The sequence below is a fragment of the Kocuria marina genome (assembly GCA_014652975.1).
Classification (GTDB): Bacteria; Actinomycetota; Actinomycetes; order Actinomycetales; family Micrococcaceae; genus Kocuria; species Kocuria marina.
On record BMZV01000004.1, the window covers coordinates 138,945 to 155,800 of the forward strand.

The 16,856-nt window shown below is 69.4% G+C and carries 13 protein-coding genes; 6 read left to right on the top strand and 7 right to left on the bottom strand.

What is annotated here, in order from left to right; translation table 11 throughout:
* Positions 1-76: 76 nt before the first annotated feature.
* A complete protein-coding gene (hrpA, locus tag IE157_RS10150) occupies positions 77-4,204 on the top strand; it encodes an ATP-dependent RNA helicase HrpA (RefSeq protein WP_193519886.1) in 4,128 nt (1,375 codons plus the stop codon).
* Between the two features lie 79 nt (positions 4,205-4,283).
* On the opposite strand, the gene IE157_RS10155 is transcribed toward hrpA, so the two are convergent.
* The gene (locus IE157_RS10155) at positions 4,284-4,712 is read right to left on the bottom strand and encodes an HIT family protein (RefSeq protein ID WP_035964690.1); all 429 of its coding nucleotides are present in this window, start codon (positions 4,710-4,712) and stop codon (positions 4,284-4,286) included.
* A gap of 46 nt (positions 4,713-4,758) precedes the next feature.
* Positions 4,759-5,421: an MBL fold metallo-hydrolase gene (locus tag IE157_RS10160; RefSeq protein WP_193519887.1), complete on the bottom strand. Its 663-nt coding sequence runs from the start codon at positions 5,419-5,421 to the stop codon at positions 4,759-4,761.
* Between the two features lie 105 nt (positions 5,422-5,526).
* Between IE157_RS10160 and IE157_RS10165 the strand changes: the two genes are divergently transcribed.
* Positions 5,527-5,988, top strand: coding sequence for a Fur family transcriptional regulator (locus tag IE157_RS10165; protein ID WP_064845348.1), 462 nt, complete (start codon positions 5,527-5,529; stop codon positions 5,986-5,988).
* Between the two features lie 5 nt (positions 5,989-5,993).
* The gene (locus IE157_RS10170; protein WP_193519941.1) at positions 5,994-6,944 is read left to right on the top strand and encodes a diacylglycerol/lipid kinase family protein; all 951 of its coding nucleotides are present in this window, start codon (positions 5,994-5,996) and stop codon (positions 6,942-6,944) included.
* On the opposite strand, the gene IE157_RS10175 is transcribed toward IE157_RS10170, so the two are convergent.
* The 4 genes from IE157_RS10175 to IE157_RS10190 form a co-directional block, all read right to left on the bottom strand.
* Positions 6,866-7,861 (bottom strand): metal ABC transporter permease, encoded by a 996-nt coding sequence (locus IE157_RS10175; protein ID WP_064845350.1) that lies wholly within the window; start codon positions 7,859-7,861, stop codon positions 6,866-6,868. The genes IE157_RS10170 and IE157_RS10175 overlap by 79 nt on opposite strands.
* A complete protein-coding gene (locus tag IE157_RS10180) occupies positions 7,858-8,709 on the bottom strand; it encodes a metal ABC transporter ATP-binding protein (protein WP_193519888.1) in 852 nt (283 codons plus the stop codon). Before IE157_RS10180 ends, IE157_RS10175 begins: the two co-directional genes overlap by 4 nt.
* A gap of 4 nt (positions 8,710-8,713) precedes the next feature.
* Positions 8,714-9,667: a metal ABC transporter solute-binding protein, Zn/Mn family gene (locus tag IE157_RS10185; RefSeq protein WP_193519889.1), complete on the bottom strand. Its 954-nt coding sequence runs from the start codon at positions 9,665-9,667 to the stop codon at positions 8,714-8,716.
* Positions 9,668-9,782: 115 nt separating this feature from the next.
* Entirely contained in the window at positions 9,783-11,240 is a 1,458-nt protein-coding gene (locus tag IE157_RS10190; RefSeq protein ID WP_193519890.1) for a GuaB1 family IMP dehydrogenase-related protein, read from the bottom strand.
* A 280-nt stretch (positions 11,241-11,520) separates the two neighbouring features.
* Between IE157_RS10190 and IE157_RS10195 the strand changes: the two genes are divergently transcribed.
* From IE157_RS10195 to IE157_RS13110, 3 genes are all read left to right on the top strand, one after another.
* A complete protein-coding gene (locus IE157_RS10195; RefSeq protein WP_404820633.1) occupies positions 11,521-15,414 on the top strand; it encodes a multifunctional oxoglutarate decarboxylase/oxoglutarate dehydrogenase thiamine pyrophosphate-binding subunit/dihydrolipoyllysine-residue succinyltransferase subunit in 3,894 nt (1,297 codons plus the stop codon).
* A gap of 130 nt (positions 15,415-15,544) precedes the next feature.
* The gene (locus tag IE157_RS10200; RefSeq protein WP_098054024.1) at positions 15,545-16,144 is read left to right on the top strand and encodes a GDSL-type esterase/lipase family protein; all 600 of its coding nucleotides are present in this window, start codon (positions 15,545-15,547) and stop codon (positions 16,142-16,144) included.
* Positions 16,145-16,334: 190 nt separating this feature from the next.
* Positions 16,335-16,409 carry a 50S ribosomal protein bL37 gene (locus IE157_RS13110; RefSeq protein WP_098054049.1) on the top strand — a complete coding sequence of 25 codons (75 nt, stop codon included), beginning with the start codon at positions 16,335-16,337 and terminating at the stop codon, positions 16,407-16,409.
* A 177-nt stretch (positions 16,410-16,586) separates the two neighbouring features.
* Here the strand turns inward: IE157_RS13110 and rsrA are convergent, their stop codons facing one another.
* The gene (gene rsrA / locus IE157_RS10205; RefSeq protein ID WP_131332657.1) at positions 16,587-16,853 is read right to left on the bottom strand and encodes a mycothiol system anti-sigma-R factor; all 267 of its coding nucleotides are present in this window, start codon (positions 16,851-16,853) and stop codon (positions 16,587-16,589) included.
* Positions 16,854-16,856 lie beyond the last annotated feature (3 nt).

The following is a 16,856-nucleotide window of genomic DNA, read 5'->3' on the forward strand; positions in this document are numbered from 1 at the left end:
AATCGGGCGCGTCGTCGGGCTCCCGCAGCGGCCCGTGGGCGCGTGTCGGCCGGGGCCCGTAGACTCTTCCGTTGACATGACTGAGCCCCGCATCCAGCCCCGCATCGTGTACCCGGACGACCTCCCCGTCAGCGCGCGCCGGGAGGACATTATGGCCGCGATCCGCGATCACCAGGTCGTGGTGATCGCGGGTGAGACCGGTTCCGGCAAGACCACCCAGCTGCCCAAGATGTGTCTGGAGCTGGGTCTGGGAGACGGCGGTCTGATCGGTCACACCCAGCCGCGCAGGATTGCGGCGCGTTCGGTGGCCGAGCGCATCGCCCATGAACTCGGGCAGCGCGTGGGGGACACCGTGGGCTACCAGGTGCGCTTCACGTCCGAGGTGGGCAAGGACTCGCGGATCAAGCTCATGACGGACGGCATCCTGCTGGCCGAGATCGGCCACGACCCGCAGCTGTCGCGCTACAACGCGATCATCATCGACGAGGCCCACGAGCGCTCCCTCAACATCGACTTCCTGCTGGGCTACCTCAAGCGACTGCTCCCCCAGCGCCCGGACCTGAAGGTCGTCATCACGTCCGCGACGATCGACCCGCAACGCTTCGCCGAGCACTTCGTGCTGCCGGACCCGCAGCACCCGGACGCCGATCCAGAGCCCGCCCCGATCATCGAGGTCTCCGGGCGCACCTACCCCGTGGAGATCCGCTACCGACCACTGGCCCAGGAGCGCAGCGGGGACGGCGGCGAGGACGAGGACAACACCGGCGACGGGCTCGTGGACGAGGACCGCGACCCGATCGACGCCGTGTGCGACGCCGTCGTGGAACTCTCGCGCGAACCCCGCGGGGACATCCTCGTGTTCTTCGCGGGCGAGCGTGAGATCCGGGATGCCCAGGACGCGCTGCACAAGGTCATCGACTCGCACCGTTCCCTGGCCGGGACCCAGATCCTGCCGCTGTTCGGGCGGCTGTCCATGGCCGAACAGAACCGCGTGTTCGCGCCGTCCTCGCACCGCCGGATCGTGCTCGCGACCAACGTGGCCGAGACCTCGCTCACGGTCCCGGGCATCAAGTACGTGATCGACCCGGGCACCGCCCGGATCTCCCGGTACTCGGCGCGCACCAAGGTCCAGCGCCTGCCCATCGAGCGCATCTCCCAGGCGTCGGCGCGGCAGCGCGCGGGGCGCTCGGGGCGTACGTCCGACGGCGTGTGCATCCGGTTGTACTCCGAGGAGGACTTCGAGTCCCGGCCGGAGTACACGGACCCGGAGATCCTGCGCACGAACCTCGCTGCGGTCATCCTGCAGATGATCTCGGTGGGCGTGGTGGAGCAACCCCACGACATCACCCAGTTCCCGTTCGTGCAGAAACCCGATGCGCGCGCGGTCAAGGACGGCGTGGTGCTGCTGCGCGAACTCGGTGCCCTGCGCTCGGGCGCGGCGGACGCGGGCGACGCCGCGGCGTCGTCGTCCGCGCGTGACGGGCACCGGGGGCGGCGCTCGCGGTCCGGGCGCCACCGCGGTCGGCAGAGCGGACCGCGGGGTCCGCTGACCCGCACGGGCGAGGTGCTCGCCGCGCTGCCGGTGGACCCGCGACTGGGCCGGATGATCGTGGAGTCGCAGCGCCGGGGGTGCGTGCGCGAGGTGCTCGTGCTCACGGCCGCGCTCACGGTGCAGGACCCGCGGGAACGCCCGCTCGAGAAGCGCCAGGCGGCGGACGAGTTCCACGCGCGCTTCCGCGACAAGACCTCCGACTTCCTGTCCTACGGTCTGCTGTGGCAGTACCTGCAGGAGCAGCAGAGCGAGCTGTCCTCGTCCCAGTTCCGCAAGCTGTGCCGACGCGAGTACCTGAACTTCCTGCGGATCCGCGAGTGGCAGGACCTCTACGCGCAGTTGCGACAGATCGCACGCCAGGTGGGGATCGATGCCGGGGCGTCCCGGGAGATCGACGTCGCCTCGCACCAGGAGGCCGTGCACAAGAGCCTGCTATCCGGGCTGCTGAGCAACATCGGCGTGCGGGACGAACGCACGCGCGAGTACCGCGGCGCGCGCGGGACCAAGTTCGCGATCTTCCCGGGCTCGGCCCTGTTCAAGACGTCCCCGGACTGGCTCGTGTCCGCGGAGCTCGTGGAGACCTCCCGATTGTGGGCGCGCACCAACGCGGCGATCAAGCCCGAGTGGGCCGAGGAGATCGCGCCGCAGCTCGTCAAGCGCAGCTACTCCGAACCCCACTGGTCCCGTTCCCGCGGGGCCGTAATGGCGTACGAGAAGGTCACGCTCTACGGGCTGCCCGTGGTGTCCGAGCGGCCCGTGTTGTTCTCCCGGATCGATCCCGAACTCTCCCGGGAACTGTTCATCCGCCACGCGCTCGTGGAGGGCGACTGGCAGACCCGCCACACGTTCGTCAAGCGCAATCGCAAGGCCCTGGCCCAGGTCGAGGAACTCGAGAACCGCATGCGCCGCAAGGACCTGCGCGTGGACGACCAGGTGCTGTTCGACTTCTACGACGCGCGCGTGCCCGCGGACGTGGTCTCCCAGCGGCATTTCGATGCGTGGTGGAAGAAGGCCCGCCAGCGGGACGAGCACCTGCTGGACCTCACTCCCGAGGACCTGATCGCGCCCGAGGTCGCGGAGCTGGACACGGCCTCCTTCCCGCGGTCCTGGACCGTGGCATCCCCGGACGGCGAGCTGAGTCTGGACCTGGACTACGAATTCGCGCCCGGGGCGGAGACCGCGGACGGCGTCACGGTGCGGGTCCCCGTGCTGTTCCTGGACCGACTGGCCCCCGAGCAGTTCGAATGGCACATCCCCGGGCTGCGTGTGGAGCTCGTGACCGCGCTGATCAAATCGCTGCCCAAGGCCGTGCGGCGCAACTTCGTGCCCGCCCCGGACACCGCCGTCACCGCCGTGAAGCACCTGGACGCCGAGTTCGATCCGGCCCGCGACTCCCTCCTGGAGTCCCTGGCCACCGTTCTGCGGCGGTTGCGGGGCCACCCCGTCCAGGCCTCGGACTTCCACCCGGAGGCCCTGCCCGCCCACCTGCGCATGCGCTTCGAGGTGCGCGACGCCCGCAACTCGGTACTGGGCCGGGGCGACGACCTCACGGAGCTCAAACAGCGGTTGCGGCCCAAGGTCCGCGCGGCGCTCGCCGAGTCCCTCGGGGGCGCTGCGGCCCAGCTGTACGACGCCGCTCGGGGCAGCGCCGAGGGTTCGGCCGCGTCCGGTGACGACGCCGCCGCGGCCCGTCGCGGTCGCGGCAAGCGGGGCTCGGCGCGACCGGCCCCAGGGACTTCCCCCGGATCCGGCGCACCCCAGGCCGCCTCGCTGGAACGCACCGACCTCACGGCGTGGCCCGAACCCGATCCGCCGCGCCGCGTGGAGACGACCGTGGCGGGTCAGACGGTCACGGGATACCCCACACTCGTGGCGGTGCGGGACACCGATGCTTCGCAGCCACCCCGCGTGGACCTGCGGATCCTGAGCGACGCGGAGGAACAGCGCGCCGCGCAACGCGACGGCGTGATCGCCCTGCTGCACCGGACCCTGCCGTCCGTGCACCGCTACGTGGTGGACCACCTGAGCCAGAAGGAACGGTTGATCTTCACCCAGAACCCCCACGGTTCGGTCGAGGCGCTCATCACCGATTGCACGATCGCCGCGATCGACCGGCTGGTACCCGAGGAGCCGCCGTTCACGCGGGACCAGTTCCGGGCGGTCGCCGAGCACGTACGCGCCGAGCTGATCGACACGGTCTTCGCCGTCACTGCGCTCGTGACCACCGCGCTCACCGAGTCCAACACCGTGCGCAAACGGTTGAAGAAACCCGGGTCACTCGGGGCGGTCGCCGCGTTCAAGGACATGTCCGAGCAGCTCTCCCGCTTGATCCATCCCGGCTTCGTGGCCCGCACCGGGTGGCGGGCCCTGCAGCACGTGCCGCGCTACCTCGCGGGGATCAACGTGCGCCTGGACAAACTCTCCGGCCACCTGCAGCGGGACGCCGTGGCCATGCAGACCGTGCACGATCTCGAGGCCGAGTACCGCGCCGCGGTGGACGCCGTCCCCTCGACCGTACCCACGCCCGCTGCGCTGCGGGCCGTGCGCTGGGACCTCGAGGAACTGCGCATCTCGTTCTTCGCGCAGGAACTGGGCACCGCGCACACGGTGTCGGAGAAGCGGATCCGCAAGCGGTTGCGCGAGCTCGGCTGAGCGACACCGGCGGTTAAAGCCCGCCAGCGACGGGTGCATTGCACCCGCCGCCGGTACCCGTGAGCGAGGCCGTCGGTCGCTACTGCTGCGGGACCTCGTCCTGGTGGCCCTGGGCCTCGAGGGCCTCGCGGATCCGGCGGGCAGACTCGTCCAGGACCGCGGGGTCCGGGTCCTGATCCACCTGGGCGAAGTCGAACTCCTCGATCGAATTGGTGGGCCACACGTGCAGGTGGGTGTGGGGCACCTCGAAGCCCTGGATCATGAGCCCCACCCGTTTGGGCGTGAACGCGGCGTCGATGGCCTTGCCGATGAACTGGCTGACCTTCATGAGGTGCATGGCCAGCTCCACGGGTAGGTCCACCCACGCGTCGATCTCCTGGCGCGGGACCACCAGGACGTGGCCCTGGGACAGGGGCTGGATGGACAGGAAGCCCACGCAGTGCTCGTCCGCCCAGACGAACCGGCCGGGCAGTTCGCCCTCGATGATCCTGGTGAACACTGAACTCACGGTGATGTCCTTTCCGTCGGGTGGAACCGGCTGGTGGCCGGATGGGTCATGCGGTGTGGAGCTCCACGCTCTCGCGAGTGTCCAGGTGCCGGTACTCGGTCCCGTAGACCTGCGAGAAATGCTTGACCTGCTTCTCCACGACACCGAAGCCGGTCTCGGAGAGCAGCGCGTCGTGGATCTGGTACACCCGCTGCGCGCGGGTCGCGATGATGAAGTCGATGACCTCGGACATCTTGGACCACGGGGCGTGCAACGGGACCAGGACCGTGGGAACGGTGAGCCCGTGCGGGACGGTGAAGGAGTCCCCGGGGTGGAACACGGCGTCGTCGATCACGTAGCCCACGTTGGCGATGATGGGGATGAGGGGGTGGATCAGTGCGTGCTGACCCCCGTACGTGGCCACGGAGAACGGCCCCGCGGTGAACGTGGTGTCCGCCGACACGGCGTGCAACCGGTCCGTGTCCGTGATGTGCTCCGCGAGCTTCTCGATCACCTGGCCCGGGGCATGTACCGTGAGCTCGGGATCCGCCGAAAGGGCGGCGCCCAGCCGCTCGGCGTCGTAGTGGTCCGGGTGCTCGTGGGTGATGAGGACCGTGTCCGCTCCGCGCAGTGCCTCCTCGACCTCGGAGAACGTGCCCGGGTCGATCACGAGCACCGCGCCGTCCTTCTCGAGGCGCACGCACGAGTGGGTGAACTTGGTCAGCAACATGGCTTCACCCTAGCGGCTCGGTCCGGCCGTGACGACGCCGCCTGTGCATGTCCGCGCCGCACGTTAAGATGTCCCGGACGGCCGCTCGCGGAAAGGACACCTGGGTTGAGCACCAAGACCACCGGAACCGCGGAGGTTCGCAACACCAAGCAGCGCCGTGCCGTGACCGGCGCGCTGCAGGGGTTGGAGGACTTCATCTCCACGCAGGACCTGCACCGGCTGTTGCGCGATCGCGGACAGTCGGTGTCCCTGGCCACCACGTACCGGATCCTGCAGTCCATGGCCGAGCTGGGTCAGGTGGATGTGCTGCGCAACGCCGAGGGCGAGGCCATCTACCGCCGGTGCGAGGCCGAGCACCACCACCATCACATCGTGTGCCGCTCGTGCGGCGCGGCCGTGGAACTCGAAGCTCCGGACGTCGAGACATGGGCGGAGGAGACCGCGCGCCGCTACGGTTACGCCGACGTGGACCACACCGTGGAGATCTCCGGGATCTGTGCCGAGTGCGGGGCCCGGGGCCGCGTCGAGTCCTCCGACGCCCGAGAAACCGCGAAACCCGCCCGGTGACCCGGATGTCACGCCGCGAGATCCTGCTCGTCCACAACGGCGCCTCCCTCGTGGGCCGGAACGCGTGCGAGCGCGCCGTGGGCATCCTGCGGGCCGGCGGCTACGACCCCCGACCGCTCAGCGCGGCCACCGCCCAGGCCCTCTCCCGCGATCTCACCGCGACCCTGCGCAACGCGTCCACCCGGATCGCCGCGGTCGTCGCGGTCGGCGGAGACGGCATGGTCCACCTGGTCTTGCAGTCACTGAACCGGTTGCGCGAGCAGGGCGTCGAGTTCCCGTTCGGGCTGATCCCGGCCGGTTCCGGCAACGATCTGGCCCGGTTCCACGGTGTACCCGTGGGGGACGTCGAACGCGCGGCGGGCCGGGTGCTGCGCGGACTCGAGTCCCCCGAACGCAGCATGGACCTCGTGCACGTCACGTGCGCGGACGGCAGCCACCACGTGTGCGCGACCGCGGTGTGCCTCGGCCTCGACGCCCGCGTGAACGCGCGCGCCAACCGCTGGTCCAGCGTCACGCACTCGGTCAAGTACGTCGCCGCGCTCGCCGTGGAGGCCGTCTCCATGCGCGCGCGGCGTTACGACCTGAGCTGGACCGGCCCGGACGGCGCGTGCCACGTGAGTGACCGCACGCTGACCTTCCTGGCGCTGACCAACACCTCGTCGATCGGGGGCGGGCTGACCATCGTTCCCCGCGCGGATCCCACGGACGGCTCGGGTGAGCTGTTCATGGTCTCCGACGTGGGCGCGCTGCGGCTCGCGTGGCTATTCCCCCGTTTGTTCCTGGGCACGCACGAATCCCTGCGGGAGGTCACCGTGGTGCCCGCCACGGCCGCGACCGTCGCGGCCCACGGTATCCCTTCCGAGCCGCGGGACGCGGCCTACGGCGACGGCGAACGGTTGGGTCCGCTGCCCGCCTCGCTCAAGGTGCTCCCCGCCGCGGTGCGCGTCCTGCTCTGAACCGCGCGACCGGCGCCGAGCGGCGTCGTCGACCGCGGTGTCGAACGGCGATACGACGACGAGCGCTCACGCGCCGCGCGCACGCACCGCGAGACGAGCCACACGACGAACGAGATGGTCGTGACGTACGGGCTGATCGGGACGTTGCCGCCCAGCGCCAGGAGGATCCCGCCCACCATGGCGAGCTCGGCGAAGACCACGGAGAGCACCACGGTGCGCGCGGGACTCGAGGTGAGGTTCATGGCCGCCGCGGCCGGGGTGATCAGAAGCGCGAGCACGAGCAGCGCGCCCACGATCTGCACGGACATCGCGACCGAGATCCCCAACACGACCATGAACATGATCGCCAACGAGCGCATCGGCAGCCCCTTGGCCCGGGCCACGAGCGGGTCCGTGCTCGCGAACGTCAGCGGCCGCCACACCACAAGCAGCGTGGCGAGCACCACCACGGACAGCACGATCATCGACGTCAACTGCAGGGAGGACACGGAGACGATCTGGCCCGTGAGCAAGGAGAACTTGTTGGAGGATCTGCCCTCGTAGAGGGACAGGAAGAGGATCCCGAGCCCCAGGCCGAAGGGCATGAGCACGCCCACGAACGAGTTGCCCTCCCGCGCGCGCAGGCCCATGAACCCCATGATGAGCGCGGCGAGCACGGACCCCACGAGGGACCCGGTGACCACATCGGAGCCGACCAACAGGGCCGCGGCGGCACCGGCGAAGGACAGCTCCGCGATCCCGTGCACCGAGAACGCGAGATCGCGCATCATCACGAACGTGCCCACGAGCCCGCCCACCAAGCCAAGCACCGCGCCCGCCCACACGGAGTTGCGCAGCAGGGACAGCAGTTCGCCGTAGTTGTCGAAGACGAACACGGAACCGAACAATGAGTTCCAGTCGATCGCGGCCAGGCTCACAGGATCAGCTCCTCCGGGGAATCGGTGTGGTGGGAGCTGTCCGGGCGCCCGGCCACGAGGATGCGACCGTTGCTGTGCAGCACCTCGACGCGGGTCCCGTACAGCTCGGAGAGCACGTCCGAACGCAGCACCTGCTCCGGCGTGCCGATCCGGAACGAGCCGTTGGCCAGGTAGAGGATCCGGTCCACGTGCTCGATGATCGGGTTCACGTCATGGGTCACGAAGACCACGGCGCACCCGCTGCGTTCACGTTGTTCGTGCACGAGTTCGCTCACCACGTGCTGGTGATGCAGGTCCAGGGACAGCAGGGCCTCGTCGCACAGCACGAGCGTGGGGTCCGCAGCGAGCGCCTGGGCCACGCGCAGGCGCTGTTGCTCGCCCCCGGACAGGACGCCCACGGGGGCGTCGGCGTAGTCGGTGGCACCCACGCGTTCGAGCAACTCGTCCACGGTGCGGTGCACGCGGCGCGGATGCAGTCGGATCCCCCAGCGGTGCCCGTCCACGCCCTGCGCCACGAGGTCCCGGGCCCGCAGCGGCGTGCGCGCCGGGAAGCCGCGCTGTTGGGGCACGTACCCCACGCGGGCGGAGGCGGCCCGCGGACGGGTCCCGTTGACGCGTACGGTCCCGCTCGTGAGCGGGAGCAGTCCCAGCAGCACGCGCAGGAAGCTCGTCTTGCCGGTCCCGTTGGAGCCCAGGACCGCGAGGTACTCCCCCGGGGCGACGTCCAGGTCCAGACCGGACCACAGGGTGCGGTCCCCGAAGGCCAGGCGCGCGTCCCTGAGCCGGACGACGGCGTCGTCGGCCCCGGAACGGGCGGCCACCTCGGGTGCGGATTGGGGTGCGTTCATGTCCCTACTTCTGGAGCGCGTGGGCCACGCGGTCCGCGTTCTGCGTCATCCACTGCTGGTAGTTCAGCCCGTCCGGGATGGTCTCGGTGAACTCCACCACGGGCTTGCCGGCGTCCCCGGCGGCCGAGCGCAACCGGTCGGTCTGCCCCGTGGAGGTCTGCTTGTTGAGGGCGAGCAGTTTCACGTCGCTGCCTTTGACGAGCCCGAGGGTGTCGTTGAGCACCGCGGGTGCGGCGTCGGAGCCGGCGTCGATGGCCTCGGTGAACGCCTGCGGGGTCTCGTCGTGCAGGCCGGCGTCTTGCAGGAGGTACCCGGGCAGAGGCTCGGTCGCGATGTATCCGCCCGAGGCCTTGATCCCCTCGACCTTCTGTTCGACCGTGCCGAGCTCGTTCTTCACGCGCGCGGCGTTGTCCCGGTAGTACTCGGCGTTCTGCTGGTCCACCTGGCCGAGCTGCTCGGCCAGGCGGTCCACGACCATCTGCATGCTCTCGACGTCGTACCACACGTGCTCGTTGAAGTCGCCGTGGTGGTGGTGCCCGGAGCCGTGGTCGTCGTGCGCGTCCTCTTCTCGCTGCAGACCGGAGGCCTCCACGGCGTCCACCACGTGCTGGCCGCCGGAGGCCAGATCGGTCATGAACTGGTCGTACCCACCCCCGTTGCACACCACGACGTCCGCCTTCTCCACCTTCAGCCGGTCCTGGGGGGTGGCCTCGTAGGAGTGGGGGTCCTGGGCGCTCGAGTCGATCACGGGGGTCGCGGAGACCTTGTCGCCACCCACCTGGGACGCGAGGTCCGAGTAGACGTTCGTGGAGGTGACCACGGCGATCTTCCCCGCACCGGGCGAACCTTGCGCGTCCGACGCGGTCCCGCTCGAACACCCGGCGAGCGCGAGACCCACCACCACGCCCGCGCCCAACACGCTCGTCCTACCCTTGCGCACGCTGCGCCCTGCGGTCATCGTCCATCTCCCTCGTCCGACCCCCGGCTCCCGCCAATGAGAATCAATGTCATGTAGCCGTGCGTGAGCATATCATGAACCATTCTCAATAAGGGGCGTGGTGAGAACGGGCCGCTCAGGCCCAGGACTCCGAGCGGGGGCGGCCCTCGTCGTACCCGGACTGGGACTGGATGCCCACCACGGCGCGCGCCGCGAACTGCTCGAGCGTGGCCGCACCGGCGTACGTCATGGAGCTGCGCACCCCGGAGGTGATGTGGTCCAGCAGGTCCTCCACGCCGGGGCGCTGGGGGTCCAGGTACATGGTGGAGTTGGAGATGCCCTCCTCGAACAGGGCCTTGCGGGCCCGCGCGAAGCGGTCCTCCCCTGCAGTGCGGTGGCGCACGGCGCGCGCCGAGGCCATCCCGAAGGACTCCTTGTAGGCGCGCCCGTTGGCGTCAATGTTGATCTCACCGGGGCTCTCGTGCGTGCCCGCGAACCAGGATCCGACCATCACCTGGCTCGCGCCGGCCGCGAGCGCGAGGGCGACGTCGCGCGGGTGCTTGACCCCGCCGTCGGCCCACACGTGCTTGCCGAGATCGGCCGCGGCCTCCGCGCACTCGACCACGGCGGAGAACTGGGGGCGACCCACGGCGGTCATCATGCGCGTGGTGCACATGGCCCCGGGGCCCACGCCCACCTTGATGATGTCGGCACCCGCGCCCGCGAGGTCCCGCACGCCGTCCGCGGTGACCACGTTGCCGGCCACGATCGGCACCCGGGGGTGCAGGTCCCGCACGGCGGACACGGCCTCCAACGCTTTGATCTGGTGACCGTGGGCGGTGTCCACCACGAGGACGTCCACCCCAGCCTCGAGCAGTTGCTCGGCCTTGCCGGAGACGTCCCCGTTGATTCCGACCGCGGCACCCACGCGCAACCGGCCGTCGTCGTCCAGGGCGGGTGCGTAGATCGTGGAACGCACCAGGCCCTGGTGGGTCAGGATGCCCACGACCTCGCGTCCGCGCAGCACCGGGGCCACGTTGACGCGCGCGGCGGACATCGTCTCGTAGGCGGCGCGCAACACCTCCGGGTCGGAGTCCACGGGGAAGTCGCTGTCCTGGAACTCGGGGCCCTCCGAATGCGCCAGGTCCCCCAGTTGGGTGAAGCGGTCCACGTCCCGGCAGTCGGAGTCCAGGACCATGCCGGCGTAGTGCTCGTCCGCGTCCACGACGATGACCACGCCGTGGGGGCGTTTGTGCATGATCCCCAGGGCGTCGTGCACGGTGTTGCTGCGGTGCATCACCACGGGGGTCTCGTAGCGCGGCGAGCGCTGCTTGACCCACGAGGTCACCTCCGCGATCACGTCCAGCGGGATGTCCTGGGGCAGGATGCCCAGACCGCCGCGCCGGGCCATGGTCTCGACCATGCGCCGCCCGGTCACCGCGGTCATGTTCGCGGCCACGAGCGGGATGGTGGAACCGGTGCCGTCCGCGGGGGCCAGATCGACGTCGAACCGGGAGGTCACCCGGGACATCGAGGGCACCAGGAAGACGTCATTGTAGGTCAGGTCCGTGGTGGGTGTCGTCAGGAATCGCACAAGAGGAGAGTCTACGTGCTCCGCCGCGGGCCGGCGGGCGGGCCGGCGGGTAGGTGGCAACCGTCCAGATGCCTCACTAGACTGAAAAACCGGTACGGCTTTGCGTGCGCGAAGCCAGTTCGCAAGTCCCGCGGCCGGTAAGCTCCGTGGGAGCCACACGAGGGCCGCAAGGACCAGCTCGCCGCCCGGGACACCCAGCACAGATGGAAGAGGCGTATCACTAGTGCCAGACCAGCCGCGTCACCTTATCCCTGAAGAATTTGCCGGCAACGAATGGCTCGTGGATGAGCTGTTCGACAAGTACCAGGCGGACAAGAACTCGGTGGACAAGAAGTGGTGGCCCATCTTCGAACAGATGGCCGGCGACGACCAGTCCGATACCCAGACCCCCGACACCAAGACCTCAGCAGCCGCCCCGTCCCAGGGGGCGGCTGCGCGGACGTCCGGGGGTGATCGTCCCGCTGTACGGCGCGACGACGCCGCCGCCAAGACGTCCGCGGACAAGGCCTCCTCCGGGACGTTCGGCGAGAACAAGCCCGCCTCCGGGACGGCGTCAACCTCGTCCAAGACCGAGCAGAACACCTCCGGTGCCGGCGCGGAGGCGCCCAGGAAGGCGCAGCGGGCCAAGTCCCCGGCGCCGTCGACCACCGGTTCCAAGGCGAAGGGACGACCCGAAGGCGTGGACACCGAGACCGAGACCAGCGAGGGCTCCGGAACCAAGCGCCCCATCCGGGCGCAGCCGGAGGACCGTGCGAAGGACAAGGGCCAGGACAAACCCGCCGAGGACACCGTGGTCAAGCTGCGCGGTCCCGCCAAGGCCGTGGCCGCCAACATGGACGCCTCCCTGACCGTGCCCACCGCCACCACGGTGCGCGCGGTGCCCGCCAAGCTGCTGATCGACAACCGCCTGGTGATCAACTCGCACTTGGCCCGTAACCGCGGCGGCAAGGTGTCCTTCACCCACCTCGTGGGCTACGCCGTGATCCGCGCGCTCGCCAACTTCCCGTCCCAGAACGTGATCTACGACGAGGTGGACGGCAAGCCCGCCGCGGTGCATCCCGCGCACGTGAACTTCGGGATCGCGATCGACATCCCCAACAAGGACGGTTCCCGCAACCTGGTGGTGCCCAACATCAAGGGTGCGGAAGAGATGTCCTTCCAGCAGTTCTGGACCTCGTACGAGGACATCGTCAAGCGCGGGCGCAATGGCGCGCTGACCATGGAGGACTACGCGGGCACCACGGTGTCCCTGACGAACCCCGGTGGCATCGGCACCGTGCACTCGGTGCCGCGACTGTCCAAGGGCCAGGCGTGCATCATCGGCGTGGGTGCGCTGGACTACCCCGCCGAGTACAAGGGTGCCTCCCCCCGCACGATCGCGCGCAACGCGGTCTCCAAGGTCATCACCCTGACGTCCACGTACGACCACCGCGTGATCCAGGGCGCCGGTTCGGGTGAGTTCCTCAAGCTCGTGGAGCACTACCTGCTGGGCGGCGATGACTTCTACGACCACATCTTCGAGGCCCTGCGCATCCCCTACGAGCCCGTCCGCTGGGCCGTGGACAACCAGGTCAACCCCGAGATCCAGATCAACAAGGTCGCCCGGATCCAGCAGCTGATCCACTCCTACCGCGTGCGCGGTCACCTCATGGCGGACACCAACCCGCTCGAGTACGTGATGCGCAAGCACCCGGACCTGGACATCCGCACCTACGGGCTCACCCTGTGGGACCTGGAGCGCGAGTGGCCCACCGGCGGTTTCGGCGGCCAGAGCCTGCTCACGCTGCGCGTGATCCTGGGTCGGCTGCGGGATGCCTACTGCCGCACCGTGGGCGTGGAGTACATGCACATCCAGGAGCCCGAGCAGCGCGAATGGTTCCAGTCCAAGCTCGAGCGTGACTACCAGAAGCCCGCGCGCGAGGAGCAGTTCCACATCCTCGAGCGGCTCAACGCCGCCGAGGCTTTCGAGACCTTCCTGCAGACCAAGTACGTGGGTCAGAAGCGCTTCTCGCTGGAGGGCGGCGAGTCGCTGATCCCGCTGCTGGACGCGATCATCTCCGAGGCCGCGGATGCTTCCCTCGCGGGTGTGGGCATCGCGATGGCCCACCGCGGCCGCCTCAACGTGCTGACCAACATCGCCGGGAAGTCCTACGCCCAGGTGTTCCGCGAGTTCGAGGGCAGCCAGGACCCGCGCGCCGCCGAGGGCTCGGGTGACGTGAAGTACCACCTGGGCACCGAGGGCGTGTTCACCTCCGACAACGGCAACGAGACCCAGGTGTACCTGGCCGCGAACCCCTCCCACCTGGAGGCCGCGGACCCGGTGATCGAGGGCATCGCCCGCGCCAAGACGGACGTGCTGGGCGCCGGGCCGGAGGGTAACGGTGAGTACCCCGTGCTGCCCATCCAGGTCCACGGTGACGCCGCGATGGCCGGACAGGGCATCGTCTACGAGGTCATGCAGATGTCCGGGCTCGAGGCCTACAACGTGGGTGGCACCATCCACGTGGTGGTCAACAACCAGGTGGGCTTCACCACCGCGCCCTCTGCGGGCCGCACGTCCACGTACTCCACGGACGTCGCGCGTACCGTGCAGGCCCCGATCTTCCACGTCAACGCGGACGATCCCGAGGCCGTGGCCCGTGTGGCGCAGCTCGCGTTCGAGTACCGCCAGCGGTTCCAGCGCGACGTCGTGATCGACCTGGTGTGCTACCGCCGCCGCGGGCACAACGAGGGCGACGACCCCTCGATGACCCAGCCGCTGATGTACTCCCTGATCGACGGCAAGCGCTCCACGCGCAAGGTCTACACCGAGAACCTCGTGGGCCGCGGGGACATCACGCAGGAAGAAGCGGACCGCGCTCTGAAGGACTACCAGGAGCGTCTGGAGCGGGTCTTCGCCGAGACCCATGAGGCCCAGACCTCCACGGTCCCGCTCGTGACCGGGGACGCCGCCGCGATCGCCAACATCGAGCGGCCGTCCGCGCAGCAGGCCGATTCCGGGGTGTCCGTGCCCAAGACCACGGCCATCTCCGAGGAAGCGGCTCACCGCATCGGTGACGCCCACGTGGACCTGCCCGAGGGCTTCACGATGCACCGCAAGCTGCACAAGCTCGCGGAGAAGCGCCGCGAGATGACGCGCGAGGGCGGGATCGACTGGGGCATGGGCGAGCTCATGGCCTTCGGTTCGCTGCTCATGGACGGTGTCCCGGTGCGGATGTCCGGTCAGGACGTGCGCCGCGGTACGTTCACGCAGCGCCACGCGGTGTTCTTCGACGCCGAGAACGGTGCCGAATGGACCCCGCTGAACCACCTCTCCGCGGACCAGGCACGGTTCTCGATCTACAACTCCTTGCTCTCCGAGTACGGCGTGCTGGGCTTCGAGTACGGCTACTCCGTGGAACGCCCCGAGGCGCTCACGGTGTGGGAGGCGCAGTTCGGTGACTTCACCAACGGTGCGCAGACCATCGTGGACGAGTTCATCTCCTCCGCGGAACAGAAGTGGGGTCAGCGCTCCAACCTGGTGATGCTGTTGCCGCACGGCTTCGAGGGCCAGGGACCCGACCACTCCTCCGCGCGCATCGAGCGCTTCCTGGTGCTGTGCGCGGAGAAGAACATGATCGTGGCCCAGCCCTCCACCCCGGCCAACCACTTCCACCTGCTGCGCCGCCAGGCGTACTCGCGCCCGCGCCGGCCGCTGATCGTGGCCACGCCCAAGCAGCTGCTGCGCCTGAAGGCCGCGGCGTCCCCGGTGGAGGAGTTCACGCAGGGCGGCTTCCAGACGGTCATCCCGGACACCGCCGGGCTCGACGACGCCAAGGTCACCGACGTCATCCTGGTCTCCGGTCGGTTGTACTACGACCTCGTGACCCAGCGGAAGAAGTCGGACGACCACTCCACCGCGATCGTGCGCGTGGAGCAGCTCTACCCGCTGCCCGTGGACGAGATCAAGGAACAGCTGGCGCGCTACCCGGAGGCCCGGATCCTGTGGGCTCAGGACGAACCCGCCAACCAGGGTGCGTGGCCGTTCATGGCCGTGAACCTCGTGCCGCAGCTGGACCGCCCGATCACGCTCGCGTCCCGCCCCGCCTCGGCCTCCCCCGCCAACGGCTCGGCCAAGCGCCACACGGCGGAGCTGGAGACCCTGGTGCAGCAGGCGTTCGCCCGCGGCGAGTGAGTGCCGCCCGGCGCACGGGACCGCGAGCTGCGCGGCGTCGTACGTCCCCGCCCAATCACCGGGCATGATCCGCCCGGGGGCCGTCGCGAGACGGCCCCCCGGGTCCCAGCTAGCGAAGGATGTAAGAAGAGTGGACCAACGCAGGATCCGCATTGTGGCCGTGGGAGACGAATTGTTGGCCGGCGTGGACGACCCCCGCGCGCTCGGCTGGTTCGGACGAGTCATGGCGCGCACCCCCCGAGACGTGGTTCCCGTGGACGCCTACAATCTCGCCGCGCCTGGTCAGGGCAGTGAGACCCTCAACGACCACTGGTTCGCGGAGGCTTCCCGCCGCTTCGATTCCGCGTGCGACAACCGTCTGGTGATCGCACCGTCCGCCCTGGACATCGACCTGGGGATCACCTCCGCCCGGTCCCGGCTGAACATGGCCAACATCGTGGACCAGGCCACCCAGAACAACACCAAGGTACTCGTCGTGGGTCCCCCACCCACCCTGGACCCGCAGCGCAACCGCAAGATCGCGGACCTCTCTGCGGCCTACGGGGACGTGACCACGCGGCGCAACCACGTGTACGTGGACACGTTCAACCCCCTGCAGCACCATGAGCAGTGGCGCAAGGACCTCGCCGCCAACCACGGCAACCCCGGTCAGGCCGGCTACGGGCTCATCGCGTGGCTTGTGCTGCACCGCGGGTGGTACGACTGGCTGCAGCTGCCCGAGCCGCGCTGAGCTCGCCTCTCGCCGTGGCGACCGCGGCAATGCGGGGCGGCGGTTCCGGGTGACACCACCCGTGGCGCTGGCCGCAGGGTCCGGGGGCACCCCTATGGCATGGGCGGCACCGGAGCGGTGGCATGAGCACCGCCCGGAATGTGAGATACTGACAGACGATGTCCCAGCCAATCATCGCAGGAGGTACATCATGAGCAAGCGTGGACGTAAGCGCAAGGATCGTCGCAAGAACTCGGCAAACCGCGGCAAGCGGCCCAATTCCTGAGGTTCGGCGAACGCATCACGAAGCCCCCGTGACCGTCATCGGTCACGGGGGCTTCGCTCTGTCCGAGGGAGCCGCGTCATCGGGTACTTCGTTCCCCGGGTCCCTGCGCGGCTGAGCACTCACGCCGCTGGGCGCCGCCGGCGACTCATCCCGCCCGGTACCGGCGCAGCCCGGTCCTCAGGCAGCGGGGTGCTCGTTGCACTGGGCGTCGATGCGCGCGAGGATCGAGCGCTTGAGCTCGTCCGGCGCGGTCTCGCAGCACGAACGCTTCACCACGGAGCGGATCACGCACTCCAGGTTGTACTCGCGCTCGCAGTCGGCGCAGTCCGTGAGGTGCGCGTGGATCTCCTCGAGGTCCTCGGTGGTCAGTGCCCCGTCCAGGTACTCGTAGATCCGCTGGATGCGTTCGTCGGTGCAGCCGTTGTGACACGGTTTCGCGGTCATGCT

Coding starts and splice junctions, on each gene's coding strand:
- hrpA (WP_193519886.1), top strand. CDS start 77: ATGACTGAGCCCCGCATCCAGCCCCGCATCGTGTACCCGGACGACCTC.
- IE157_RS10160 (WP_193519887.1), bottom strand. CDS start 5,421: ATGTTGCTGACCAAGTTCACCCACTCGTGCGTGCGCCTCGAGAAGGAC.
- IE157_RS10170 (WP_193519941.1), top strand. CDS start 5,994: ATGTCACGCCGCGAGATCCTGCTCGTCCACAACGGCGCCTCCCTCGTG.
- IE157_RS10180 (WP_193519888.1), bottom strand. CDS start 8,709: ATGAACGCACCCCAATCCGCACCCGAGGTGGCCGCCCGTTCCGGGGCC.
- IE157_RS10185 (WP_193519889.1), bottom strand. CDS start 9,667: ATGACCGCAGGGCGCAGCGTGCGCAAGGGTAGGACGAGCGTGTTGGGC.
- rsrA (WP_131332657.1), bottom strand. CDS start 16,853: ATGACCGCGAAACCGTGTCACAACGGCTGCACCGACGAACGCATCCAG.